This is a genomic window from Pseudosulfitobacter pseudonitzschiae, from assembly GCF_002222635.1.
Lineage (GTDB): Bacteria > Pseudomonadota > Alphaproteobacteria > Rhodobacterales > Rhodobacteraceae > Pseudosulfitobacter > Pseudosulfitobacter pseudonitzschiae_A.
Map to the genome: position 1 here is coordinate 1705940 of NZ_CP022415.1, position 24524 is coordinate 1730463.

Here is a 24524-nt window from a genome sequence, read left to right on the forward strand (position 1 = left end):
CGGAATCCACAGCTAACCCACTGAAATCAAACGGATGTCTTCATCCTGTCGCATCAACCACAACAACATGCGCGCAGCCTTGCCGCGCGGGGTTTCCAACTTGGGGTCATCGGCCAACAGCTTGCGTGCATCACTTTGTGCAATGGCCATCAACCCCGCCTGCCGCTCAAGGTCGGCAACGGCAAACCGCGGCAGTCCCGATTGCGCGGTGCCGATCACATCGCCCGCCCCCCGCATTTGCAGGTCGGTTTCGGCGATTACAAATCCGTCTTCGGTTTCGCGCAGAACCTCCAGACGTTTTTGACCGGTCTCGCTCAGTGGTGCCTGATACATCAGCAAACAGGTCGAGGCCGCTTCACCCCGCCCGACACGTCCGCGCAGCTGGTGCAGCTGGGCCAGACCAAAAATCTCGGCACGCTCGATCACCATAATGGTGGCGTTGGGCACGTTCACCCCCACTTCGATCACGGTAGTGGCCACCAAAACCGAGGTTTCACCCGCCTGAAACGCCGCCATCGCCGCGTCTTTTTCTGCGGAGGGCATCTGGCCATGCACCAGCCCGACCACGCCTTCACCCAGTGCAGCACGCAACCGTTTAAACCGCTCGCCCGCCGACGTCAGATCGACTGCTTCGCTTTCCTCGACCAATGGACAGACCCAATAGCATTGCTGCCCCTTGGCAATCGCCCGGCGCAAACGGTCGATCACCTCGTCCATGCGGCCCGTACTGACCAGTGCCGTGCGGATCGGTTTGCGTCCGGGCGGCTTTTCGTCCAGCACAGACACATCCATATCGCCATATTGCGCCAGCGACAGCGACCGCGGGATTGGCGTGGCGGTCATCACCAGCACATCCGCCTGCGCGCCCTTGGACCCCAGCGCCAGCCGTTGCCGCACGCCAAAGCGATGCTGTTCGTCAATGATCGCAAGCCGCAGGTCGTTAAAAACTACATCCTTCTGAAACACCGCATGGGTGCCCACCAAAATCTGAATGCGCCCGTCGGCCAATGCCGCCAGTTTGGCTTTGCGTTCGGTGCCTTTGTCACGCCCTGTCAACAGTTCCAACACCACGCCCGCGTCCTCGGCCAATGGCTGCAACCCTTCAAGATGTTGACGCGAAAGGATTTCCGTGGGCGCCATCAACACGCCCTGCCCGCCCGCCTCGACCGCGACCAGCAGCGCCATGAACGCGACCAATGTTTTGCCCGCCCCCACATCGCCCTGCAACAAGCGGTTCATCCGGTGCGGCTGCGCCATATCTTCGGTGATCTCGGCAATCGCGCGCTCCTGCGCACCTGTGGGACGGTAGGGCAGCGCGGCCAGAACCTTGCGCTGCAACGCGCCCGTGGCCACGCTGGACCGCCCGGGTTTGCGTCGCTCGGCAGCGCGGGCCAAGGCCAATGTGATCTGATGGGCCATAAATTCGTCATAGGCCAACCGCTCGCGTGCGGGTGCGGTGATCGCAATGTCGCGCAGCGATTGCGGAGCATGGGCCTGCGCGACGGCTTGGGTGAAATCAGGCCATTTCGCGTGTGCCAATTGCGCGGGATCAATCCATTCGGCCATCTCTGGCACACGGGTCAGGGCCCCGCGTGTGGCCTTCCACATCACCTTTTGCGTAATACCGGCCGTCAGCGGATAGACCGCCTCGAATGCCGGAATATCACCTGCTTCGGTCTCGGGCAGGATGTGATCAGGGTGCAGCATCTGCGCCATGCCGTCGAACATCTCGACCTTGCCAGACACCACGCGCCGTGCCCCTTCGGGAAGTTGATGCAACAGGAAATCGGCCCGACCACGGAAGAAAACGATCTGAAAGGCGGTCTCACTGTCCTCGACCGTGATGCGGTACGCCCCGCCCCGGCTACGCGGCGGCTGGTGGTGGCCCACGGTGACGATCACCGTGTAGGTGCCGGGCAACGGCGCATCTTTCAGCGTGGTGCGCGGGGTGCGGTCGATGCCGGTGTGCGGAAGCGTGAACAGCAGATCACGCGGCGTGGTGATACCGGTATGGGCCAGTAAATCAGCCGTTTTGGGGCCAACACCGTCCAGCGTTTGCACTTCAGCAAAAAGCGGAAACAGCGGTTCGGGGCGCCCGCTCATGCGCCCTCGATCAACGCCAGCCAGCCGTCTTCGTCCAGTGTTTCGATGCCCAGTTCGGTGGCTTTCTTTGCCTTCGATCCCGCCCCCGGCCCTGCGACCAGAATATCGGTCTTGGCGCTGACCGAGCCCGAGACTTTCGCACCCAGACTTTCGGCCCGTGCTTTGGCCTCGGCGCGAGTCATCTTTTCGAGGGTGCCGGTAAAGACCACGATTTTGCCTGCCACAGGGCTTGCCGAGGTGTCGGGACGCTCGGCTGCCTGCACCTCCAGATGGGCGATTAGCCGGTCAATGGCGGCGCGCTCGGTTTCTTGGGCAAAAGCGGCGGTCAGCGATCCGGCCATTACAGAGCCCACACCGTCGATGCCCGTCAGATCGCCCCACGCGTCGCTTTCCGGATCGACAGCGACATCCATTGCATCGGCAAACGCGGCCCACGTACCATAGTGCAACGCCAGCAGGTTTGACGCCGCTTCGCCGACGTGACGAATACCAAGACCAAAGATCAGCCGCCCCAGCGGGATTTGGCGGCGGTCGTCAATGGCGTCAAAAAGATTGGTGGCCGACTTTTCACCCCAGCCCTCGCGGTTTTTCAACTGTTGCATGCCGCTGCCATAGCGGTCGCGCAGGGTGAAAATATCCGCAGGCTCGGCAATCCAGCCGTCTGCATGGAACTGTTCGACCTGCTTGGCGCCCAAACCGTCGATGTCAAAGGCACTACGCGACACAAAATGTTTCAGTTTTTCAACGGCCTGCGCAGGGCAGATCAGCCCGCCGGAACAACGGCGCACCGCGTCACCCGGCTCGCGGATGGCGTCGCTGTCGCACTGGGGGCAGGTCTGGGGAAACACGAACGGCGTGGCATCTGCGGGGCGCTTGCTCAGGTCAACATCAGCGACTTTAGGGATCACATCACCTGCACGGTAGACCTGAACCCAGTCACCGATACGGATATCCTTGCCCTCGCGAATCTCTCCGCCCTTGGAATCGCGGCCCGCAATGTAATCTTCGTTGTGCAGCGTAGCATTTGCGACCACGACACCGCCCACCGTGACCGGCGCCAGGCGCGCCACGGGGCTAAGCGCGCCGGTGCGGCCGACCTGAATGTCGATGGATTCCAATCGCGTCCATGCCAGTTCGGCGGGAAATTTATGAGCGATGGCCCACCGTGGCGTGGTTGACCGAAAGCCCAACCGGCCCTGCAACGCCAGGTCGTTCACTTTGTAGACCACGCCGTCGATATCATAGCCAAGCTGGCTGCGCATCTGTTCGATTTTGGTGTAATGGGCCAGCATTCCGGCAGGGCTGTCGCAAAGTTGCGTCAGCGGGTTGGTTTGAAATCCCATCTGCGCCAACTGCTCAATTGCCGCCATCTGGGTTTCGGCCAAAGGTCGGGAAATCTGACCCCAAGTGTAGGCGAAAAACTTCAGCGGTCGGGCGCGGGTGATCGACGCATCAAGCTGGCGCAGCGATCCGGCAGCCGCATTGCGCGGATTAGCAAAGGTTTTGCCCCCCCGTTCCAGGTGGCGGGCGTTCAGGGCCTCAAAATCCGCATGGCTCATATAAACCTCGCCGCGCACTTCAAGGATGGCGGGGGCGTCTTCGATGCGCTGCGGGATGTCGTCGATGGTCAAAGCGTTGGCGGTGACGTTTTCACCCACCTGTCCGTCGCCACGGGTGGCCGCAGATACCAACACGCCGTCTTCATAGCGCAGCGACAGGGACAATCCGTCAATCTTGGGCTCTGCGGTATAGTGCAGCGGTACTTCTGCGCCAAGGCCAAGGTATTTGCGAATCCGCATGTCGAAATCATCGACGTCCTCGGTTTCAAAGGCATTGGACAGCGACAGCATGGAAACTGCGTGCCGCAATTTCGAGAACCCGTCAGCAGGCTCCGCTCCCACTTGATCGCTGGGGCTGTCATTGCGTTTGAGTTCGGGAAAGTGCGCCTCGATTTCAGCGTTGCGCCGTTTCAGCGCGTCATAATCGGCATCACTGATCCGGGGCGCGTCTTCGGTGTGATAGGCGCGGTTCGCATCTCCCAGAATCTTGGCCAGCCGGGCCAGTTCGTCACGCGCCTGCGTGTCGGTCATGTCTGCAATCAAGATGGTGTCGGACACGGACCTGCCTCTTTCGTGATGTCGCGCCCTAGAGATAGAAGCGTGACAGGAGCAGGTCCAGTTCATTCCGGTCAGAAATGTCTGCGCACGCGGTCGTAATGTTCTTACACCTTGCGTGAACCGGTGCAGATCCCGCGTTTATGCACCGATGGCCAGTCGCTGGCGGTCGTCCCCCGACAGCACACCGGGTTCGGGATCACACAGGACATAACCGCGCCCCCAGACCGTTTCGATATAGTTCTGCCCACCGGTCGCCGTGCTGAGCTTTTTGCGCAGTTTGCAAATGAACACGTCGATAATCTTCAACTCGGGCTCGTCCATGCCACCGTAAAGATGGTTCAAAATTTCTTAGCTTAGGCGCAGATTCAACGGCTTGTCTGCCAAAATTATACGGACAAAGCGAAAACAAAGTGCGAAACTTATACCGCTGGATCCAGCAGGTCACGCAATTGCACTAGGGCGTGTGGCCGAGATCATCAACACGATGTTCAAGACCAAATGAGAGCAGATATTTTGAGCGACGCCATGACAGAATGTATTCTGATCAGTGCTCAATTATAGGCGGAAAATCGTTGATGTCGGGTCGACGCAAGCAGATCTTTGCCTGCTTCACGTTTCCACGTGAAACTTCTGGAACCAACTTTCTCACCTGCATGTTGGATTACTACTATTCAAAACAAACGAAGTGAAAAAAATGACACTCAGGACATTCATGGTGACAACTGCTGTGTCCGCGTTGATCGCGAGTGGAGCGATTGCTCAGATCACCGGCACACCGAGCGCCGACCCGACTACGGCAACAGAACCGGCGATCGCCCCTAAATTCAGCTCAATCAGTGAAATGACCGTAGGCAACATCATCGGAAAAAACGTTTATGATCCCAATGGTGATACAATTGGCGATATCGACTACATTATTGACCGTGACGGCGGAGCAAATGTAGTAGTCGGCGTCGGTGGCTTTCTCGGCCTTGGCGAATATACTGTTACTCTACCACTCGAAGATTTAACCTTTGACGCGGAGCAGCAGATGATAAAGCTGGATACGACGAAAGAAGCGCTGAAAGAGCGTCCGGAAATCGACGAAACTGAGCTTGAAAGCCTGCCGGATGACACACAGCTGGGTGAATTTTTGGCTAGTGCTGACACGACAGAAGACGCAGGTACGGCGTCCGAACCAGCAACTCGCGACGAGACATCAACGGATACCCCTGCTTCAGATGACGCAACCGCAGACACAGCTACCAAAGATGCTGATGCGACAGTCACGGACGATACCAATTCCATCGAAGAAACAAAGGACAAGCTGTCCGACTGACCGAGGTAAGTAGCCCCCAAACCTTTAAGATTGGGGGCTGTTTTGAAAGACGAGTCCCAGATTTTCACCTGAACCATTTGGTCAATACGTCTGACCACCGCAGGCATAACTCCGCCTACCTCTGGCTGCCGTTGAGGAACCAATCCACTCTAACAGACGTTGTGCTCTCATATTCGCTAAGAGCATTTTGGCTCGCAGCATAAAATTAGAAGTGGACTCAACAATGTTAGATTCTCTCAAGATAATCGGACTTGCAACTGGAGTGAGCGTTGCAATGTGGTGTTCGGCGGCTGCGGCTCAGGAACAAGTGGAATTCTCGGACATCAATGTCGAAGCTTCAATGTCAGCTGCTACAAACAGCAACGCCTTGCAGGTCTTCCCAGAAATCGAAGCTGACCTGCAGACAGCCATAGCCTCTCGCGTACTGACAAGTGATGATGCAAGTGACCCCACAATCCGCATCGATATTCGTCAAATTTCCCTGAACGGCAATCCGATGCTGGTTGGCTCCAACGATTTCAATGAAATCCAAGGGGTGGTGGATATTTCTGACCCAAATAACGATATCGGCGGTCAAAGCTTCCCAGTCAACATTGCAGCATATGCAGCAGACCAAGCCATACCAGAGGGATATGTGGTAATCGCCCCCTCACAGAGCGATTTTTATACAGCGATGATTAACGGCTTTGCAGATTCCGTTGTAGCAGAAGTCGAAAAGTTGAACCCAGCCACATCTGGCGGCAAGAATTAACTTTCACCTAATTTTTACACGAATGGTCGTCGCTGGTTGCGGCGACCACTTGCGTTTGTAAAGGCACCGTCCTCCCGGTTTCTTCGGTGGAAACGAGCAGACAGCTGCCCTATTGAGTTGAAAATTAAACAAAACTGCATCTATTTAGCTTTCAGCATATCAAGACTTAGAGTCTCTACTTGAGGGGTTCGGGGGGGTTACTTAAAGCTCGTCAGAAAGATCGTTGAGGCATATTATTCTTATGGATATCACCCTGATCAAGACATTTATCGAAGTCGCCAACACCGGCTCGTTCGTCGCGGCGCGGGGTCGGCTCTTCGTGACGCAATCTGCTATCAGCCTACGTATTCAACGTCTCGAGGACAGTCTGGGTCACCAACTGTTCACTCGGTCAAAGGCTGGGGCGGTACTCACAGCCGAGGGTCAGCAATTTGAACCCTATGCCCTGAGTCTTCTAAAAATCTGGGAAGAGTCCCGTCAAAAAATCTCCATTCCGGATGGCTACAAGAGAGCAATCAGTATCGGTGCACAATATTCACTCTGGCCAGGGTTAGGATTTCGCTGGCTGGATTCTCTCCAAACTGAAATGCCAGAATTGAGTATCCATGCAGAAGTAGGTTCGCCAGACCGTATCACACGTTTTCTGGTCGAGGGCATCGTGCAGGCAGCACTACTTTATACACCCCAACTGCGCCCCGGGTTGATCGTGGAACCGGCCTTGGATGATGAGTTGATCCTAGTGGCCTCTTATCCGGACGCAAGCTTGGAAAGGCTATTGGGATATGTGTCCGTAGATTGGGGGCCTGAGTTCACCCATGCGCTTGCGTTCGCGCTCCCCCATTTGATAGATTCTGGCCGCTCCATGGCGTTGGGGGCGCTTACAATGGAATATGTCGTCAACCGGTGTGCATCTGCATTTCTGCCCGCAAGGTCGGTAAAAAGATATCTGGACAATGGAAAGCTCCACCTTGTGGCAGATGCGCCACGATTTCCTTACCCGTCTTGGGTGGTCTTGCGGGCAGACTTAACTCCGGATCTTGCAGAGCTAGCCGGACGGACGTTGAAGGCCGTAGTGCAGGGTGCTGAAAAGGCTCAGGAATCGCTCTTGGGTGAACTGGATCTCATGGAAGGCTATGAACCTGTCCCCAAAGTTAATTTTAAAGACAAGAAATAGTCGCTTTATCTATAAACAATCCGAATTATCCTCATGTATCGGTGGGTGATAAATCCAAACCTAGCAGCAATGCTTTCGAACCAAATACGGTTCGGATCACTTCTATTGGGAAGGATTGTCCCATGAAAATGCTCACAAAAATTGCCACTGCCTCTGCACTGGCTCTGATCATTGCTAATCCTGCAATGGCACAAAGCACTGTGACAGGTGTCACCGGTCTGAACGATCAGATAGACGACGTCACTACTCAAGTTGAACGTGACCAACGAAACGGCAATGACGCAGACCGCTTTGGCCCGAATGGTGTCGCAGAAGGTTGGCGCGGCTCGTTCGCCCTAACTGCCTCGGGCACCTCCGGCAATACCGATAATGGGGAATTGGCTGGTGCGGGCCGTCTCACTTACGGAGTAGGTGATTGGAGCCACCTTATTGGGTTCGCGGTCGAATACGGCGAAGCAAACGGCACGAAGAACGAAGAAAAGTTCTTTGGCACCTACGAGGCCAGCCGTTACTTTACACCGGAATTCTACATGTTCGGGATTGGCCGCTTCCAGTATGATGGCCTGTTGACCAACAACACCGGGGCAATCCTGCCCGGCTCGGAAACCGATGCGTTCCTTGGCTTTGGTCCGGGCTACCGGGTGCTGAGCGAGCCGAACCAGACTTGGCGTGTTCAAGCAGGCCCTGGCGCGCGTTATTATAAAGACGCGACTGGCGTGTCTGACACTGAGGTTGGTTTCATCGTGTCCTCGCGTTATTTTTACGCGCTTACTGATACGGTTTCATTCACCAATGATACCGACGTACTTGGTTCTGACACAAACACGATTGTCTCGAACGATGCTGGTCTCAATTTTAAAGTATCGAACAACCTGTCTACACGCTTGAGCTACCGCACCGACTATAATACCGACCCGACAGCCGGTCTGAAATCTACAGACAACACTCTTGGCGTTTCGCTTGTGATGGGGTTCTAAATCAGACGAATTCCTTGGGTGGGATTTACCTCGCGCCGCCCAAGGGCAATCTGAACAGGGAATGGGGATACCATTCCCTGTTTCTGTCTGTGCGCTCGCCTTTGTTGATGACGTGGAACGCCAACCCATTCTTCATAAACTTACGCAATGCGTCATTTTCACGGCTTTGAAGATATACCCCACGTGGGCATTGACCTGCCCCGCCGATCAGATGCAGGTTGTTGACCAAGGATCAGGTCAGAGGCTGTATTGTCTGGCCCCGATAAGTTCTGGGGCGCCAGGCGCCGACAGGCGGCGCGCTTCATCCCATCGACGAAGACATCAACCGGATCATAGCCAAGCTGCGGGCTCGGGTCGAGCTTCCCTTCCGCGCACTCAAGCGCCAGTTCAGCTACATCAAGACCCGCTATCGGGGTCTGGCGAAGAACCGCGCGAGCTGTTCACGCTGTTCGCCCTTGGCAACCTGTTCCTCGTCCGACGAAAGCTGATGGCATAAGGTGGGCTCTGCCCAAAATCAGCCGTTGAGCGCGTCAGGGCTGCCAATTCTGGCATTCCCAGCGCGAAGTCAGGCCCCACCCGCAAAATCAAAGCCCGATTGATCCGAAGTCAGCGCAGCCGAAGCAGTAGATCAGACGCTCCCTAACACTACCTGAACTACGCCAACCCTCCTGTAAGGTTAAGAAATTGAAGTATTGCGTGCGCGAGAGATTGTTTCATTTGGATGTTCATCAAACTTCCGGGCGTACGCCTGAGAAAACCGACCCAAATGTGTAATCCCACATTCATAAGCTATTGTTGAAACTTGGTCTTGGGGATGCGGATCACACAGTCGACGATGTGCATACTCAATTCGAGTATCTGCAATCATTTGCCGTATTGTTATACCATACGTTTTTCTAAATGCTGTCTGAAGACTTCTCACTCCCATTCCAATATCTCTTGCAATTTCAGCTACACGCAGCGGTTCATGAAATTTTTCACGGATAAACGCCTCTACTAGCTTCGCTCTCTCGACGTCGCGAGAACTAGCAACTTGGGAATAATCCGAGATCGTTAAATGAAAAATAGCGTCTTTAACACACTCTTCAAGCAGGATTTCCATGCCCTCTAGATATCGTTCAGTAGGAACAACAGGAGACCCTGGACTCAACTCATCAGAAAGCAACTGCAAATATCGTACTAGACGATAGTTATGCGCATCACTAAAACGCAGTTCCATCCCATATGGAAGAATTTCAAGCAACTCTCCAGAAATTAAGCCTTCAGAGTCTCTATCTGAATAGAGATCTTTAGAAAACTGGAACACCAAACATTGACAAAATTCATCATTAAGCGGATCCACAACAGACCAGCGATCGCAAGGGCGACTTAAAAGGGCACTCTTCCCAGAGTTGGCCCAGACTTCTGAACCTGCAACCCGAATTCCAACACGCCCGTTGAGCGGGAGGAGAAGCGCACCTGTGTCGTGCACACTAATCTCTATTTCGTGGCCTGTAGAAAACAGCCTAGTCAAACGAAACCCAGATTTAGGAAGAGCTATTGACTCTTCGGTCAATTTTGTGCGGTCCGAAATAAATCTAAATTTCTTAGCCTTTCCGAACATGGGACTATCCCAAGCATTCGCAAGTGTATCAATAGTCGACGAAGTGTGAAAAAGTCCAGCCAAAATCATCTCCCATCAACGAACATAGGCAACTCAGGATCCAAGCCAATTCTCCGCAAGGCTTTGACTTAATTGAAAGATTGCCCTCTGCACAGATCAACAAGACATATTGTATTCTGAGTATAATGTAGTACACCTAACTGGAGAGTAAAGTGCGGAACTACAAGAAATAAAATTGAAAAGTAAAACATCTCCACTCTCCGTATTTCATATATATAATAACTTCAGGCTTCGATCGCCTTCCCCTATAAGGCCAAACTTGACACAATAAACTTCAAACTACACACCCTAGATAGTTTTATGAAGTTCGACATATAACGAACAGAATAGATAATATCGAGACGATATAGATAAAAAGGGATGCGAGAAAGGGTGCTCCCATAGCAATCGAGAAGGACACCAAAGACGTCAATGCAAGAAATGACAAAAGGTATTCCATCCCTAAACGCTATCCTTTCTTATTAATAACAGCCATATCAGATGAGAGGGATTTTAAAATTAGCCCTTCGACACCGATCATAGCTCCTTCTGATAAGGCCACCTCGAAATACTCTATATATGGATAGGGATATTCTTCCGTTAAGATTCCATGCGTCCAAAGGTCTGATGCACGCACCCACTCACATACCTTATATCTGATGCGTGGCTTTCGAATCGCTATCAAAATCTCTTGACTAGCGCTTACTATGACACTGCTATAAGGAATCTTAGATCCAATCGCGCCCATTGGAATAACTACTGGTCGATATTTCGCTGTCCAATCAGATAACAATTCAGTGAAAATTGAATTTTTCCTCGTATATTGGATAGGGCATAACTTTTCAGACAATGGAGCTAACACGTACTCACCAGCACAAAGTTTTTGAACTGACCGCGCACCTCTGTCTGAATCGATCATCACCTTAGAGCCTTGCGCAATCACGAGCGTGCTCCCTGAAAAAGAAAATCGCTCCCAAGGTTATTGAAGGTGTGGTGTTTCTCAACCGAAACTAGTGAACGATTGTGTTTTTTATGTCGCCTGATCAAGTTTGAAATAAACGACTGCTTCTGAATTACTAGACGTGCGCTATTCTGAAGCCCAGTCTCAGGTAAAAGTTCAGGGAAAAGGAGAGAGATTTCACTAATTTGCTCGGAAGATAGCGTTTTAAGAGTTTCGACTCCTAAGTATAAACTTTCTGTTATCGCACCATTGCTAAAAACAAGGGCATGACTGTCAAGCAGAATGTGATAGTACTCCACCTCAGTGAGAGATGTATCAATTTCCACTCCAGAATACTCAACTAGCTTTTTTGCAGGAACAAGAATTTCATTTTCACCAAACATATTTTTTGAAATTTGCGAAGATATGTAAATACGATGTTGCTGCGAAACATATAAATCTTTACCAGGCATTCCTTTACCAATAGTATCTTTCTTAATTGTTACAGGGTACAGGCTTGGGTTTCTTTTTAGAGTTTCTGCGTCGACCTTTGTTGAAGCAATCCATTCTAGTTTTTGGTACCCCGAATCCAACGTAAGAACGAAATCACCAACTTTTAAATTTTCAACCTCAACCTCACCTTCTAGTGTCTTAATGAACGTCCCCTTGGCAAAACAGACCATCGGATAGTCATCTTCCAAAGCGTTGCTTGTGCTTCGCGCGTTTACTTGGCTTATAAACTCAGTGATTTCAATTGATGCAATCTTATCAAGCGCATAATCTTCTCCACCAGGTCCGTCTGAGCCTTCGAACACTTTCTGAATGGCATTATCATGAAGACGAAATATTAGCTTCTTATCACTAGGGCCCACGCCTGGATTATCCGGATCGTCAACTAATCGCATCACCATAATTTGTGTTTGTAAAGTGGTACCGTCGGCATAGGTAATCAGTGCATCATAAGACCAATGATGCGATATATTGTAGGTCTCCCCATCGAACGCCACACCATCGTTGGTATGACTGGTGCCTGTTGATGTACTCCCAACGGAACCGTTCTCATCACCATCCCGATATATCACTCGACTATATGTAGGATCGCTTTGAAATTTGTATCCAATTAGGTTCTCTGGTGAGTTCGGCGCAAGTCCCCGGTCGGTAACCCAAGCCCACGAATGTTGCTGTGCCATTTAAACTACTCCAGAATCCATACCCGATTTTGCACTAATCTATTGATAAGGATCATCACTTGAGTTTTGGCAAGTAAGTAGGTTTTGTTTTACATGTTTCGGATAGCAATGTTCGCTCTGTGGATATTCACTCAATCAGTGGTTGTTGAAGAAGCTTTCAATTTTATGTTTCTTATTAAGTGATCTGTGTTTGGGCCAGCCACCTCAATGAAGCTGTGCTGTCGCTTCCCTCACGCACAACGCGCTCTTTACCCACAGCCCGCGTCATGCCCCTGCACCACGGCGGTCCGCCCGTTGAGACTACAAATTTGGATATTGACGCCCACCCGGCTGCCGACTGCCCCCTAAATCAATCCCGTCACAATCTCACGGTTTGACACCAGCAGCTCGCGCGCCACTTTGGCCGACTGCGCGGAGATGGTGTACTTGAGCTGAACCTCCTCGAGGTGGAACTGCCCAAACACGTCGCGGATCTCCGGCGTGTCGTTGATCGACAAAACAAATGCACCCTCTATCTCAGCCAGCGCTTCGCCCATCACCTCGAACTGCGACCGGTCGAACATGCCTTTGCCATAGTCGTTTTCACCGCCGAAGTAGGGTGGGGTCGAGATAGAACAGGGATTTGGGTCCGTCATAGCGACGGATCACATCAAGCCAGTCCAGGTTTTCAAAGACGACCGCTTCCAGCCGCGAGTGCGCGGCGTCCAGCAGCGGTTCGAGCTTGGACAGGCTGAAGCGTGCGTGGCCGTTGCTGACGCCAAACACACCACCAAGCTGGCCGCCGAATGCCAACCGCTGCAGGTAGATGAACCGTGCGGCCCGTTCCAGATCAGTCAGCGTGTCGGGCTGGCATTGCCGCAGGCGTTCGAACTCGCGGCGTGACGCCACCTGGAAACGCAGCATGTCCAGAAACTGCGGATAATGACGCTGCAGGATCCGGAACAGGTTGGTGATTTCGCCGTTCAGGTCGTTCATCACCTCCAGCTTGGGCCGCCATGCGCGCCGCAGGAACACACCACCCATGCCCACGAAGGGCTCGATGTAGGCAGCGTGCTCGATGCGGTCGATCCGCGCGATGATCTTTTGGTGCAGGGCCTTCTTTCCTCCAAGCCAAGGGGCAACAGGTGCGGCTGCAGAAACTCTCGTCATTGTCATGTTTTATGATTCCGGATTAGACGTGCCCCACTCTCGCGGGAGTCGGGCGACATAATCCTTCTCGGATGTCGGCGCAGCTGGTCTCCAAACTAGGCTGCGTGGTGGCGCATAGCGTCACCCCCGCCCGTGACGGGCGGGTTTTCTTCCGGCGACGGTCAGCCACCGGTCAAATCTTTTGAAGGCCCACAGGCTGTGGATCAGGGCTTACGCATACCCCGCATCATGCCGTAGCACCACGGCGGTCCCTGCCCGCCCGACGGCAGCAGGGTTCTGCTGGAGCGCTGCAACCGCTATCGCAAAAAAGTCTTCGTGTTTTGAGAAAGTTGAGGTAAGTTCACCTAAGATAAGTTGAAAATACCGTCTTTTTGGTTTTAATTAGTTATTCTTGGAGACATCACATGAAAATTCTTGGACTATCGATTGCCGCAGTGTGCCTTGCTGGCACCGGAGCAAATGCCCAGAATATATCCTACGAAATCTATGGCGGCGTCGCACTCGAAGATAGTTCTGGCCTGAATTACGGTGGCACAAACTTTGCGATGGACCATGGAAGTACTTTTGGTGTCGGTGCCTATCTGGATCCTATACGTGGCTTCGAGTTCGGGCTTGATATCATGGTGACCGACCGTCGTTACGACGGCTTCGTCAGCGGCGTTGAAACAGCTTCTCTTATGGTGAATGCGCGCTACCCCTTTGCAATTAGCAGCACGATCGAGGGCTATGTCGGTCTTGGCTTGGGTGTTGTAGATGTCAAATATGATGGCAACACGGCATTTCCCGCTTTCTCAGGAAGTGATGCTGTCGCAGGTGGTCAAATCAGCCTTGGTGCAAGTTACGCCCTACCAAGAGGTCAGATATTCACCGAGCTGAAGTACCAAGAAGCATTTAAGGACGCGACAATCGTTGGCGCTGATGTCGGGTACAACAGCACATCCTTTCTCGTAGGGTACCGTTTCTAATCCGCTTCACTCAAAAGAAGTCTTGCAGTTCGATTACTGGCTGCCTTGCAACTGGATATTCCAGATACTTCAGCGAAGTTCATGTTGGCCTTGGCACTATGTAACGATCTCCGACGTGGGACGCTGCAATGATCATTGCTGGTGGCAAACGATGTATGTGCTGATGGCTTCCGCACAGCCCGTATCATGGTCCGCGCCACGGCGGTCCCTGCCCCGTCCGACTGCGTCCGGCACCAGACTGCAAAAGCAACTGTAGTGACCCTGCTCATCACGTCATCAGCCAGATCACCAATGCGACCAAAACCAATATGATCAGAGTCAAAACATCGTTTGTGGCGAATGTCATGCTATCAATGCCCTTCGTGCTTTGCCTCCATGTGTGGCAAATTGGCTGTTTGCCCAGAAATCCGCTGCAATAGGCTTTCCATGAAACTGAGCGCGACAGTGCTGCAACCACGGCAACTGCCACACGGGCATCACGATCAGCGACGACGCGTGTCACGTAGCCAGCCCCTTCATGCAGCATTCGCAATTGCCTGGACGGCGCATGGCCAAGCCGGGCACTACGCGGCCCTCGATCAAATTTTTGAAAGCCCACCTGCTGTGGATCAGGGCTCACCCACACCCCGCGTCATGCCCCCGCACAACGGCGGTCCCTGCCCTCCCTACATCATCGGGCGTCAGCGGATCGGGCAATGCTTCGGCCAGCCGCTCGATGGCGCCGGTGTAGTCGGGCCCACAAAAGGCCGCGTCACTGGTGCCGATGGCGCAGCTGGTCACGCCAATCAGGGGCAGCATCAGTATCCTTGACAGCATCGGAGATGTCCTTTGATCGTTGCAGGGTGTCTTCACGCTGGTCGCGCGCACGGTCCTCACCGCCCTGCCGGTAGTCCAGCAGCACAATCACCAGCAGCACGGCAACGGCGGCAACCGCGCGCCTCATTCCGCCAGCCGCGCCAGCCGCGCCAGCCGCTTCCGAAACAGGTAGACCAGCGCCACGCCGGTCACCACGAAGCCCGCCACGACGATGTACTGGGCCACTGGGTCAAGCCCGCCGACGCCGGTGACCACGCCGCCCGAGGCCGCAACTGCGCCGCCCAGACCTGCCAGCGTCGCCTTAGCCTGCCCGTCTTTCGCAACGGTGTCAGCCTCGCGGGGCTCTTCGGGTGCAAACTTTGGCGTGGCGCGCCGCCTGGCAAAGGGCTTGCCCCAACTTGCACGCATGGGCCGTGCGTCGACGTGCACAAAGTTCTGCTTCGGATAGGTTCCGATGCCTTTGAAGCCGACAGACAAAGCCGCCGCGATATAGGTGTCGGGGTCGTGGTTATCCATCCGCACATCAAAGGCGATCCCCTCCATGTGCTTGCTGGCCCTGGCCCCGCCCACAGCGCGGTTGTGCTCCGGGCTGCGATAGGCACTGTTGACGATCATCGGCGCGCCCAGCTTGCTGCGCAGCGCTTGCAGCTTGTCCATCGCCTCCGGCACGACCATCAGCCGCCCCGTGCCACGGCAGGCGATTTCCTGAGGGCTGAAGTCCGGCCAGCGCCAATCCGACACGGGATAGTCGCGCCAGTGTTTGTAAAGTTTGGTCATGGTGTCTCCAATACAAAAAAGCCCCGCTGGCGGGGCATGGTGGTCAGATTGCGGGGTGGTTGACCTGCTAGGGCCGGTTGTCGCGGCTCAGGATCTGCTTCACGTCCGTGCGGATTTCGCCGAGCATGTCGTTTGTTTCCTTGCGGGCGCTGGCAGCAACTTCCAGATCCTCCTTGCGCTGCGTCCAGAGCCGCCGGATCTCGCGCTCGTTGCCGATCGCCTTGGCCTCGAGCCGGACCATCCACAGAAGAAAGGCAAAGACCGCAGCAAGGGCCGCCCAGAAGTCGCGTATCAAATCATAAACGGTCATGGATCAGGCCCAGTGCGTGTCGTCGGTGATGTCGTCGGGGATCGGGTCCGTAGCCTCGAGCGTATCGGAGGCCGCGCGGATCGCCGCCACCTGCGCCCAGAGCGCCGCGCCCGCCGTCCATGCGTCCAGCTCGCCTGCCGTCCATTGGGACCGGCCCTTTTCGGCAAGGATGGCGGCCTGCGCTGTCAGGTTGCGCTGCTTCCATTCGGGACAGATCGCAAGAATGCGGCGCGCGGCCTCGGCCTTGATCGCGGCACATTTCTGCGACAAGACGACTGCGGGAGCGGGCACAGGTGCCTCCCCTGATGTGTAACCAAGCTGCGCAATCTGGTCCTGCGTCGCGACAAAGTACCCCTTGTACGAGACGCCATCGTAAGCGTGGTGGCCCGATTGCTGTGGAACACCTGCTTTGGTTTCGGCTGATTCAGTTTCGTCGCTCATAGCCATGCCTCAAAAATTATGTCCCAGTTTGCCGTGGTCATGCCTGCGATAGCGCCTCCACCGGCTGGAGGTATAAAGATAGATGATCCAACTTGTACTATGCTGGTTGCGTTAACGTAACTAGTGTTGCCTCTAGCACCACTGCCTTCGGAAGTGCTTGTAATGTCAATGCGGTCTCCTACAGAATACCCTTGACTGGGAGTAGTACACTCTAGCATCACTCGCCAACGTGATGGGGTTTGACCTAACCCGTGAAGGGCAGATATCGGGTTACTGGCATTCCACGGAGTTTGGCTGGTGTAATCCGCCGCTCGGAACGTGTGGATAGCGAGTTTAAGTTGTGCAGGGGTGATGTAGGCGTAGTCTGTTACAACGCCGCCTTCCCACTCTGCGTCGGTATTGATCAGGTCCGCGAAGTTCAGCAGAGCGACGTCCCCAAGCCCTTGAACGCTCCGCGCCTCGGCGTCGGTTTCACTTTCGAGAACCGCGCGGCCCGTTGTGCCGGTGTCGAGGAACCCCAGCCCGTCCTCTGCCCCGTTGACCTGAAGCACCGTGCCCGCTTTGCCGGTCAGCTCCGGCAGATCGCCCGCCATGGCGATGGCGGTGATCTCGGTCACCTTGGTGCCGATCCAGGTGACCACGGCGTCCATATAGGCCACCAGCGTGGCAAAGAAGGTTACATTGGCCTCGGCCCGTGCCTTGAAGGTCGCGGGCTCGCTGCGCAAGGCGGGCGGTGGCACTGTTGGGGGCACTGGTGCTGGCATCAGACTATTCCTTGTACTTCGATTGAGATGATGGCGTGATCCGCGCCGGTGTAGAGCGTCCGGTAGCCACGATAGAACCCGTAGTTTGTCGCCGCATATTCGTTGGTTTCGCTGGCAATCCAGACCACAGGTGTCCCGCCGCGCAGACCCTTGAGAATCCGCGTCACAGCTGCCACGCTGTTGCGCTTGACCACAACGTCGAAGTCCATAAGCCGCGTGGCCTCGCGCTTCATCGTCTCGAGATTGCCAAAGTCGTCGGTCTGCACAAAGCTGAAGTCGAGACCCGAGGCCGCAATCCCGTCCTGCGGTGTGATCCCCAGCTCGGAGACATAGCCCTGCACGATCTGGCCCACCGCAACCTCCGGCCCCGTCGCCGTCACCACGATACGCGGCGTGCCAAGCACCGGCAGGTCGGTCAGCACGAACTCTTCCAGCGGGCGGAACGGTTCGACAAAATAAGCCAGCCAGTCGGTTACGGCGCTTTCGTCGTTCATCTCCACCGTGCGGTCATAGATCAGGTCCGGATCGGCATAGACCCGTACCCGCACGGTGTCGGCAACAATCCCGTATCCGGCAAGGCCACCGATAAACACGCCCGGTGTCACTTCAAACTCGATCGAGCCCGCCTGCACCGCAGGCTGTGACGGCTTTCGATCAAAGACCCGCCAGCGGTTCGTGGCCCCGATGATCTGCCAGTAGACAGGGTCGGGATTGTCCACCAGCGGATCCGCAAGCGCCGCCACCTCTAGGTCGGGATCGTTGCCGGTGTTGTCATCGAGCAGCGACCGGTAAACCGCGTGCGTGACCAGACTGATGGCAAACTCCCCCCGCGCGTAGGTCGTGAGTGCGGACCAGACCGCATGGTCATCCTCGGCCACATTGGTGGCTGTCAGGGTCAGCCCGGTGACCGGCACCGGCAGGATGATTTTCATGTGCCGGGCTCCAGTTCGGCACGGCGTGCCTGATTAAAGAGCCGGTTGGTCAGCCGCGCGTTGCTCTGGTCGCCCTCGCGGATCGCGCGCACCACCTCGCGCAGCAGCGTGGTGACATCATCCCCCGCAGCGGTCCGGATGTCCTCGAGGCTGGCGCGATACCCACCTGCGGTTTGCGCATAAATCTGGTCCGCTTTGGTTTTGAACAGCGTGTTGTTGGCAAGACTGGCACTCAGGGCATCCGAGGCGGCCGTAATGTCGGCAAAGGCCGGTGACAGTTTGATCAGCGCTGCCACCAGCTCGCTGTCGCCCAGACTGTCGGCCTCATCCACCAACGCCCGGAAGGCCGCGCGGCTGGCGGGCAGTGCGTTGATCCCGAGATCCGACAGCTGCTCCGTCAACCGCTGCGTCGCCTTGGCCGTGCGTTCCTGTGCGGTGTAGAACTCCTGGTAATAGGCGCCGGTGATAGTGCCGAAGTCCTGCAAGCTGCCGAAGAGATCGACAAAGCTGCTGGCGGCATCGCCGCCCACCAGTGACAGATCATAAAGCTGCAGCCCCAGCGCATCCATCATCGGATTGACCGCCTGCAGGCTGCTGACGATCCGCTGCAGCGCATCAAACGACCCCTCGCCCACACGCTTCAGCGCCTCGAACTTCTCGTTCACATGGCTGATCGTTTCGGTGGTGGTCCGGTTGAAGAGCTTGCCGAACAGCCCCGACAGCGCAGTGCCACCAAAGATGTTGGACGTGGTGGTGATGATCTCGTCAAAGCTGCCCACCATCGCGTCCGCAAAGACATCCGACAGCCGCCCCATCTCTTCGGTGATGGCCGTCCGGATCTCCTCTTCGGTCTTGCCCTTGGTCGAGATCTTGAACCGGAAGCTGGCGAGATCGATGTTGTCTGCATCAAAGCCGATGAAGCTGCCCATATCCATGACGCTTTTGGCAATGTCCCCGATCGCCGCCTGCAAGGGCGCTGCCACATCATCCGCTGCTTCTTTGTAGGAGGTGCTGACCTTCTTGCTCAGCCCCCAGTACTTTTTGGTCTCGATGGTTTTGAAGGTCTCGACCAGCGCATCCATGCCATCCACGGTGATCCGCAGGCCTGCATCCAGTTCCGTCACCTTCTTTTTGAAGAAGGAGAAGACGGCTGCCACCGCCAGAACCGGTGCGGCAATGGCCCCGATCGCACCCGCAATGGCGGTGCCGGTGCCGGTTGCAAAGGCCGTGCCCACCTGCGCGCCGATGCTGCCGAACATACCGCCGACACCGCTGCTGAACAGCGAACCGACCGAGTTCATAAATCCGCCTGTCAGCGCGCTGCCAAGACCGCCCAAGCCGCCCAGCAGGCCACCGCCACCACCGGCCCCGCCAAACATGCCGCCAACCTGTCCCACACCGGGAACGCCCGCAGCTGCAGCACCTGCGCCGCCGCCCGTCATCCCCATCGACAGCATGATGCGGTTGCGGGCCGCAAGGCTGATCATCTGTGACAGCATCTGCTGGAAGCCGCCCAGAATGGAGCCGACAAAGCCCTTAAAATCCTTGAAGCCCCGCGCCATAAAGTCGCCAAAGGCATCGGCCACGCCGCCGATCGCGGTGACCAGCGGGCGCTGCATTTCTTCGCGCAGGCGTTTGGCTTCTTTCTCCGCCTCCGTCAGGGCTTTCGAGGCCTTGTCGATCCCCTTGCCCGCCTTGCCGCCAGCCGCAGCGGTCTCATCCAGAACTTCATTCAGATCCCGACCGGCATCCGACGTGCGCTCTGCCTCTGCGCGCGCCGCCGCCACGCTGTCGGTCAGCACCCCCACCGAGGCCAGCGGGGCCACAACGCCTGCTTTCAACGCCTCGCCCACACCAGACGCCAGTTCTCCGGTTGCACGCAGCTCGCCCGACATCTCGCGCATTGCACCGGTCGCCATACCGACATCGATGTATTGCGTGTTGAACGCGTCGCTGAACGCAGCACCGGCCTGGCCTGCGATGTCCACGGCATCGCCGACCTCGACCTTCCACGCCGAAAGGTCCGGCGGGGCAATGGCTGTGCCTCCAAATTTGGTGATGATCGCGTTCAGGGGCTCCAGAACACCGCCAATGCCGTTGCCGATCATTGTGATCAGCCCGTTGATCGCCTCCGCGCCGATCCGCTTGAAGGCCGCAGGCAGCGCATTCCACGCTGTGGTCACCGCCTTGAACGCCCCGACAAAAGCACCGATGATCTTGTTGTTGGTTTCAAGCGTAAATTCCACGATGCCTGCAAGCGCATCGACGGCGTCCGCCTTGGTCCGCAGCCAGCCCGCCTCCATCTGGAAACCAGCCGCATCAAAGGCCAGAACAATCCGGCTCCAGACTTCTGCCGCCACATCCTTCAGCAGGTTCATCGCCACACCAAAGCCGCCGACCGAGCCGGAAAGATCGATAAACTTGCCGACCAGAACACCCGCTGCCACCACAACCGCCCCGATGCCCGAGGAGAGCAGCGCACCGCGCAATGCGACCAAAGCCCCGCCGAGCGAGAAGGTCGCCACTTTGGCCAGCACCAGAGCGCCGACATAGCGCACTCCGAAGGCGGTAACTGCGACAGTCACCACACCGGCCAACGTGCCGAGGTTCTGCGTAAACCCGTCGATCATCGCCCGCAGCAACCCGCCCTCTTTCAGGCTGTCGGTCATCGCCTGCGCCATTGCACCAAGTGATGGCACAAGGGCAATCGCCAGCTGCTGGCCTGCGTATTGCGAGATCAGGCCAAGCCGCCCGATCTGATCGTTTGCCGTCTCGATCGCACCCGCATCGACCTTGCTGACCTCGAGCCCGTAAGCCCTGATGTCGGCCCGCGCGTCGCGGATCGCATCGCCGCCCTGCAGTACCAGCAGCGCCATTTCCCGGTTGCGCACGCCCAGATCGCGCAGGATCGCCGTGGTTTTGCCCGAGGACAGCCCCAGCGCCTTGACCCTGTCGGCAATCACCGCCAGCTTTTCGTCGGCATCAATGCCTTGCAGATCCGCCAGCTCCAGCCCCAAAGCCTCCAGCGCGCGCTTGCCGTTGCCCGAGGTGCCGACACTGGCCAGCTCGCGGTTCATGGTCTGGATGTCGTTGGTGAGCCCAGACAGGCTCACCCCCGCCTCGCCTGCCGACAGCTCAAGTGCCCGAAAGCCCCCGATCGAGCTGTCCAGACGCCGCGCCGCTTTGGCCGCCGCATCGATCTGGTTGGCCCCCGCCAGCGCCGCCGTCGCCAAAGCCGCGCCGAAGGCCGCCGCCGCACCGGCGACAGCGGCAAACTGCAGCTTCATCTTACTCAGTGCGCGGTCCGCCTCGCTGGCCCCCTTGCTGAACTTCGCACTGTCAAGGCCAAGGTTGACGCGCAGCGCGCCGATCACCGATTGCGACATCTATGTCTTCCTTCCTGCCATTGCGATGAAGAACGCGCGCACCTGCGCTTGTGCCACTTCATCTGGCACCGCAGATTTGCTCTTGGTTTTGGAGTATTTCGGGAGCTTTTTCGGGGCGTGGAAGGCAAGTGCCACAAGCCCCGCCATCTCGAAGTTGCGCGCCCGCGCCAGCTCGTGCTCGTTTTCCATTCTGGCGACTGCAGCGTGCAGGATCGTGATGATCTCGCGCGGGGTCAGCCGCCAGAACCGCTCGTAGTCCTGACCCGCCTCAAGCCAGCTGGCCTGAAGCGCATCAATCAGGTCGCGGGCTTTGCCTTCGGGCGGGGCTTGCCCCCCGCTGGCGCGTTTCCCGGGGCGCTTCCCTGTCCCGAAGCGGCCTCGGGGAAGGCTGCTTGGGCCGCCTGCGTGATCAGATCCACCGCTTGCGCAAAGCCCACATCCGAGATCAGCTCGCCTGCATCCTCAAGCGTGTGCTGATCGGGGCCGACACCGGCCCAGAAGATCCGACGCAGACGGGTAAAGTCGGGCACATCGCGCCCTTCCATCGCCCGCAGCGCATCGACAAAGTTCTCGCTGAAGGTCTCTTCATAGGCCAGCATGGCGTTGACCGAGAAGCGCATCCGGAAGCTTGTGCCATCGACCTCGAAGGGAATTGCCCCGCGCCGCGCGCTCATGGGACTAGCCGAGACCGTATCGCCGCTGGTGTCGACATAGGCGGCTTCGGTGGAGGACGAGATCACCAGCTTCATACTGTCGCCCACCATGCAGTCGTTGAAGTCGGCAAAGAACACTTCTGTTTCGTCGCCCCCGACGCCCAGATTGTCCGGCAGCTGCGAGGTGGTTTTGACCGGATAGCCCAGCAGCGTGTTGCTCTGGTCGATCGAGGGAAACAGATAGGAGCCGTGGTTGGGCTCGCGCAGGCTGGCAAGGAAGTTGCGCGTCGAAGCCCGCATGATCCAGCCGCAAGAGATCATCGCCACATTGGCATCCTGCACTTTCGACACCATCTGGCGCAGTGCAGCCTCGACCGCCGCCGCCGTCTTGGCCACCGCCGTTTGCGTGTGCCCCGCCAGCACCCAGCCGCCCAGACCTTTGGGCGTATCTGCCGTCCCGTCACCGCGCAGGAACGCCAGATCCTTGCGCAAGCCCATCACGTCCAGCATGTCGTCGCGCACCAGCTGCATCACCGCCGCCCCGCTGTGACGCAAGAGCGCATTGCCCACCGGCACCAGCGTGCGCAGGGTCTTGAAGCTCTGGTCCACCTTGTCAAAGGTCGGCTCGCTCTCTTCGGTGACGTGGTTTTCTGCCCCGTAGTTGGCCGTCGCACTGGTGGCCTGACGGGCATTGCGCACTTCACCTGCAGGCATGTCGATGATCCGCGCGCCGGAGTTGATCACAGTGACACGCGGGCGCAGCAGCTCGATGACCTCGGCGGCCTGCGCCTGCGGGATGGTCACCCCGCCCGCGCTGTCGCTGGCCCCCGACAGGGCCGCCGACATGCCGCTGTGCCCGTCCTTGTCGAGCCGTGCAACAGCGCGGTCCTTGTCGCCTTTGCTGTTGGCCAGCGCATGCACCATGAAGGCAAAGCCGATCCCCTTGTCCGTGAGTGCGAAGCAGAGGGGCGTGTTGTCCGCAAAGTCATCATCGATGGGAAGCGCATCGAATTGGAATTTGCTGACGCGAAAGCCGTTCAATCTCTGGACAACGTGAAATGGTGAAGCGTAACTTGCCGCCCTATGTCTACAAGATGGGCCGCATGGGCTATCTCTACTACCGACGCGACGGCGTTTCGCATCGTATGCCAGACGACCCCGCCAGCGCCGAGTTTGCACAAGAATACGCCCGCTTACGTAGTGGACGCGCCGTTCCGAAAGCAAAGCGCAACATCAAGAAGCTGATTGCAAGCTATATGGCGTCCGAAAAGTGGCGGGGGAAAAAGCTGAACACGCAGAAAAGCTATCGCCAATCGTTCCGGTATCTCGAAGAAAAGATCGGGCCATTCGATCCGGCAAGCATCAAGCCGCACAACGTATACGACATGCGTGACAGTATGGCAGACAAGCCGACCACATCAAAGCGACGGGTCAGCGCTCTTTCGGTACTGATGCAACATGCAGTGCAAATCGGGTGGATAGATCGCAACCCAATTCACAAGTTTGAACACTTGAAAACCAAGAAGGCGCCACGCAAGCCTTGGCCGCAAGATTTAATCGACGCAGCGCGCGCCAAAGCACCGCCAGACACGCGCCTGCTGTTCGAGATGATGTTAGGCACCGGGCAGCGGATTAGCGACGTACTGGCCATGCAATGGGACCAAATCGAAGATGATGGGATATGGGTCAGCCAAGGAAAGACGGGTGCTCGCCTCTACGTTCCCTTCACCGCACGGCTCTTGGATATGCTGTCAGGGATACCCCGTCGCGGCCTGCACATCATCACCCTGCCCGACGGTCGCCCCATGAAGTACAACAGCGCCTATAACCGCATGATGGAACTTCGCAGGGAAATTGGTGCTGAGGAGTATGACAACCATGCCCTGCGCCACTCCGCGGCATCCGAAATCGCCGCCCTGCCCGGTATGACTGAAGAACATGTCAAAGCACTGACGGGCCACACCTCATCGAACATGGTTCGACTGTATTCAGGCCCAGCAGGTCAGAAGGCGCGCGCAACCGAAGCCCAAAAAGCGAGGAAGTAAGGTTTGGAACGGACCGTAAACGAAAGGTGAATGTTAGAACCGTCCTTTACCACCTGAACTGCAAGGCTTGCAAT

At 56.6% G+C, this 24524-nt stretch carries 22 protein-coding genes and 3 pseudogenes; 7 read left to right on the plus strand and 18 right to left on the minus strand.

What is annotated here, in order from left to right:
* Positions 1–12: 12 nt before the first annotated feature.
* The 3 genes and pseudogenes from recG to SULPSESMR1_RS08295 all read right to left on the minus strand — a co-directional run.
* A complete protein-coding gene (gene recG / locus SULPSESMR1_RS08285; protein WP_089420389.1) occupies positions 13–2103 on the minus strand; it encodes an ATP-dependent DNA helicase RecG in 2091 nt (696 codons plus the stop codon).
* Complete coding sequence (ligA, locus tag SULPSESMR1_RS08290) at positions 2100–4193, minus strand: NAD-dependent DNA ligase LigA (RefSeq protein ID WP_240311333.1); 2094 nt, start codon at positions 4191–4193, stop codon at positions 2100–2102. Before ligA ends, recG begins: the two co-directional genes overlap by 4 nt.
* A gap of 165 nt (positions 4194–4358) precedes the next feature.
* Positions 4359–4562: pseudogene (locus SULPSESMR1_RS08295) on the minus strand (winged helix-turn-helix domain-containing protein); the annotation flags it as partial.
* A 352-nt stretch (positions 4563–4914) separates the two neighbouring features.
* Between SULPSESMR1_RS08295 and SULPSESMR1_RS08300 the strand changes: the two are divergent.
* The 5 genes and pseudogenes from SULPSESMR1_RS08300 to SULPSESMR1_RS08320 form a co-directional block, all read left to right on the plus strand.
* Positions 4915–5538: a PRC-barrel domain-containing protein gene (locus SULPSESMR1_RS08300; RefSeq protein ID WP_089420391.1), complete on the plus strand. Its 624-nt coding sequence runs from the start codon at positions 4915–4917 to the stop codon at positions 5536–5538.
* A 223-nt stretch (positions 5539–5761) separates the two neighbouring features.
* On the plus strand, positions 5762–6289 hold the full coding sequence (locus tag SULPSESMR1_RS08305; RefSeq protein WP_089420392.1) for a hypothetical protein: 528 nt from the start codon (positions 5762–5764) through the stop codon (positions 6287–6289).
* 241 nt (positions 6290–6530) lie between these two features.
* On the plus strand, positions 6531–7463 hold the full coding sequence (locus tag SULPSESMR1_RS08310; protein WP_089420393.1) for a LysR family transcriptional regulator: 933 nt from the start codon (positions 6531–6533) through the stop codon (positions 7461–7463).
* 122 nt (positions 7464–7585) lie between these two features.
* Positions 7586–8440: a DUF481 domain-containing protein gene (locus SULPSESMR1_RS08315; RefSeq protein WP_089420394.1), complete on the plus strand. Its 855-nt coding sequence runs from the start codon at positions 7586–7588 to the stop codon at positions 8438–8440.
* Positions 8441–8775: 335 nt separating this feature from the next.
* Positions 8776–8936: pseudogene (locus tag SULPSESMR1_RS08320) on the plus strand (transposase); the annotation flags it as partial.
* 180 nt (positions 8937–9116) lie between these two features.
* On the opposite strand, the gene SULPSESMR1_RS08325 reads toward SULPSESMR1_RS08320, so the two are convergent.
* The 4 genes and pseudogenes from SULPSESMR1_RS08325 to SULPSESMR1_RS08340 all read right to left on the minus strand — a co-directional run bounded on the left by SULPSESMR1_RS08325 (position 9117) and on the right by SULPSESMR1_RS08340 (position 13361).
* Entirely contained in the window at positions 9117–10106 is a 990-nt protein-coding gene (locus tag SULPSESMR1_RS08325; RefSeq protein WP_157728986.1) for an AraC family transcriptional regulator, read from the minus strand.
* A gap of 445 nt (positions 10107–10551) precedes the next feature.
* Entirely contained in the window at positions 10552–11001 is a 450-nt protein-coding gene (locus SULPSESMR1_RS08330) for a Hint domain-containing protein (RefSeq protein WP_157728987.1), read from the minus strand.
* Between the two features lie 20 nt (positions 11002–11021).
* On the minus strand, positions 11022–12212 hold the full coding sequence (locus SULPSESMR1_RS08335; RefSeq protein WP_089420397.1) for a Hint domain-containing protein: 1191 nt from the start codon (positions 12210–12212) through the stop codon (positions 11022–11024).
* A 344-nt stretch (positions 12213–12556) separates the two neighbouring features.
* Positions 12557–13361, minus strand: a pseudogene (locus SULPSESMR1_RS08340) (DNA adenine methylase).
* 404 nt (positions 13362–13765) lie between these two features.
* Between SULPSESMR1_RS08340 and SULPSESMR1_RS08345 the strand changes: the two are divergent.
* On the plus strand, positions 13766–14326 hold the full coding sequence (locus SULPSESMR1_RS08345; protein ID WP_089420398.1) for an outer membrane beta-barrel protein: 561 nt from the start codon (positions 13766–13768) through the stop codon (positions 14324–14326).
* 268 nt (positions 14327–14594) lie between these two features.
* On the opposite strand, the gene SULPSESMR1_RS08350 is transcribed toward SULPSESMR1_RS08345, so the two are convergent.
* The 11 genes from SULPSESMR1_RS08350 to SULPSESMR1_RS08395 form a co-directional block, all read right to left on the minus strand.
* Entirely contained in the window at positions 14595–14828 is a 234-nt protein-coding gene (locus SULPSESMR1_RS08350) for a hypothetical protein (protein WP_157728988.1), read from the minus strand.
* Positions 14829–14941: 113 nt separating this feature from the next.
* Positions 14942–15142: a hypothetical protein gene (locus tag SULPSESMR1_RS24950; RefSeq protein WP_162791884.1), complete on the minus strand. Its 201-nt coding sequence runs from the start codon at positions 15140–15142 to the stop codon at positions 14942–14944.
* Positions 15078–15269 carry a hypothetical protein gene (locus SULPSESMR1_RS08355; RefSeq protein WP_089420400.1) on the minus strand — a complete coding sequence of 64 codons (192 nt, stop codon included), beginning with the start codon at positions 15267–15269 and terminating at the stop codon, positions 15078–15080. Before SULPSESMR1_RS08355 ends, SULPSESMR1_RS24950 begins: the two co-directional genes overlap by 65 nt.
* A complete protein-coding gene (locus tag SULPSESMR1_RS08360) occupies positions 15266–15919 on the minus strand; it encodes a YcbK family protein (RefSeq protein WP_089420401.1) in 654 nt (217 codons plus the stop codon). Before SULPSESMR1_RS08360 ends, SULPSESMR1_RS08355 begins: the two co-directional genes overlap by 4 nt.
* Before the next feature lie 67 nt (positions 15920–15986).
* A complete protein-coding gene (locus SULPSESMR1_RS08365; protein ID WP_089420402.1) occupies positions 15987–16229 on the minus strand; it encodes a hypothetical protein in 243 nt (80 codons plus the stop codon).
* Between the two features lie 3 nt (positions 16230–16232).
* Positions 16233–16670, minus strand: coding sequence for a hypothetical protein (locus SULPSESMR1_RS08370; protein WP_089420403.1), 438 nt, complete (start codon positions 16668–16670; stop codon positions 16233–16235).
* Positions 16667–17434 carry a hypothetical protein gene (locus tag SULPSESMR1_RS08375; RefSeq protein ID WP_157728990.1) on the minus strand — a complete coding sequence of 256 codons (768 nt, stop codon included), beginning with the start codon at positions 17432–17434 and terminating at the stop codon, positions 16667–16669. The genes SULPSESMR1_RS08370 and SULPSESMR1_RS08375 overlap by 4 nt, the downstream gene beginning before the upstream one ends.
* A complete protein-coding gene (locus SULPSESMR1_RS08380) occupies positions 17434–18366 on the minus strand; it encodes a hypothetical protein (protein WP_089420405.1) in 933 nt (310 codons plus the stop codon). Before SULPSESMR1_RS08380 ends, SULPSESMR1_RS08375 begins: the two co-directional genes overlap by 1 nt.
* A complete protein-coding gene (locus SULPSESMR1_RS08385; protein ID WP_089420406.1) occupies positions 18363–21752 on the minus strand; it encodes a hypothetical protein in 3390 nt (1129 codons plus the stop codon). Before SULPSESMR1_RS08385 ends, SULPSESMR1_RS08380 begins: the two co-directional genes overlap by 4 nt.
* Complete coding sequence (locus SULPSESMR1_RS08390; protein WP_089420407.1) at positions 21753–21941, minus strand: hypothetical protein; 189 nt, start codon at positions 21939–21941, stop codon at positions 21753–21755. It lies immediately after the preceding gene.
* Positions 21942–22048: 107 nt separating this feature from the next.
* On the minus strand, positions 22049–23446 hold the full coding sequence (locus SULPSESMR1_RS08395) for a phage major capsid protein (protein WP_240311316.1): 1398 nt from the start codon (positions 23444–23446) through the stop codon (positions 22049–22051).
* Between the two features lie 17 nt (positions 23447–23463).
* Here SULPSESMR1_RS08395 and SULPSESMR1_RS08400 point away from each other — a divergent pair, with 17 nt between their 5' ends.
* Positions 23464–24450, plus strand: coding sequence for a tyrosine-type recombinase/integrase (locus SULPSESMR1_RS08400; RefSeq protein ID WP_089420408.1), 987 nt, complete (start codon positions 23464–23466; stop codon positions 24448–24450).
* Positions 24451–24524 lie beyond the last annotated feature (74 nt).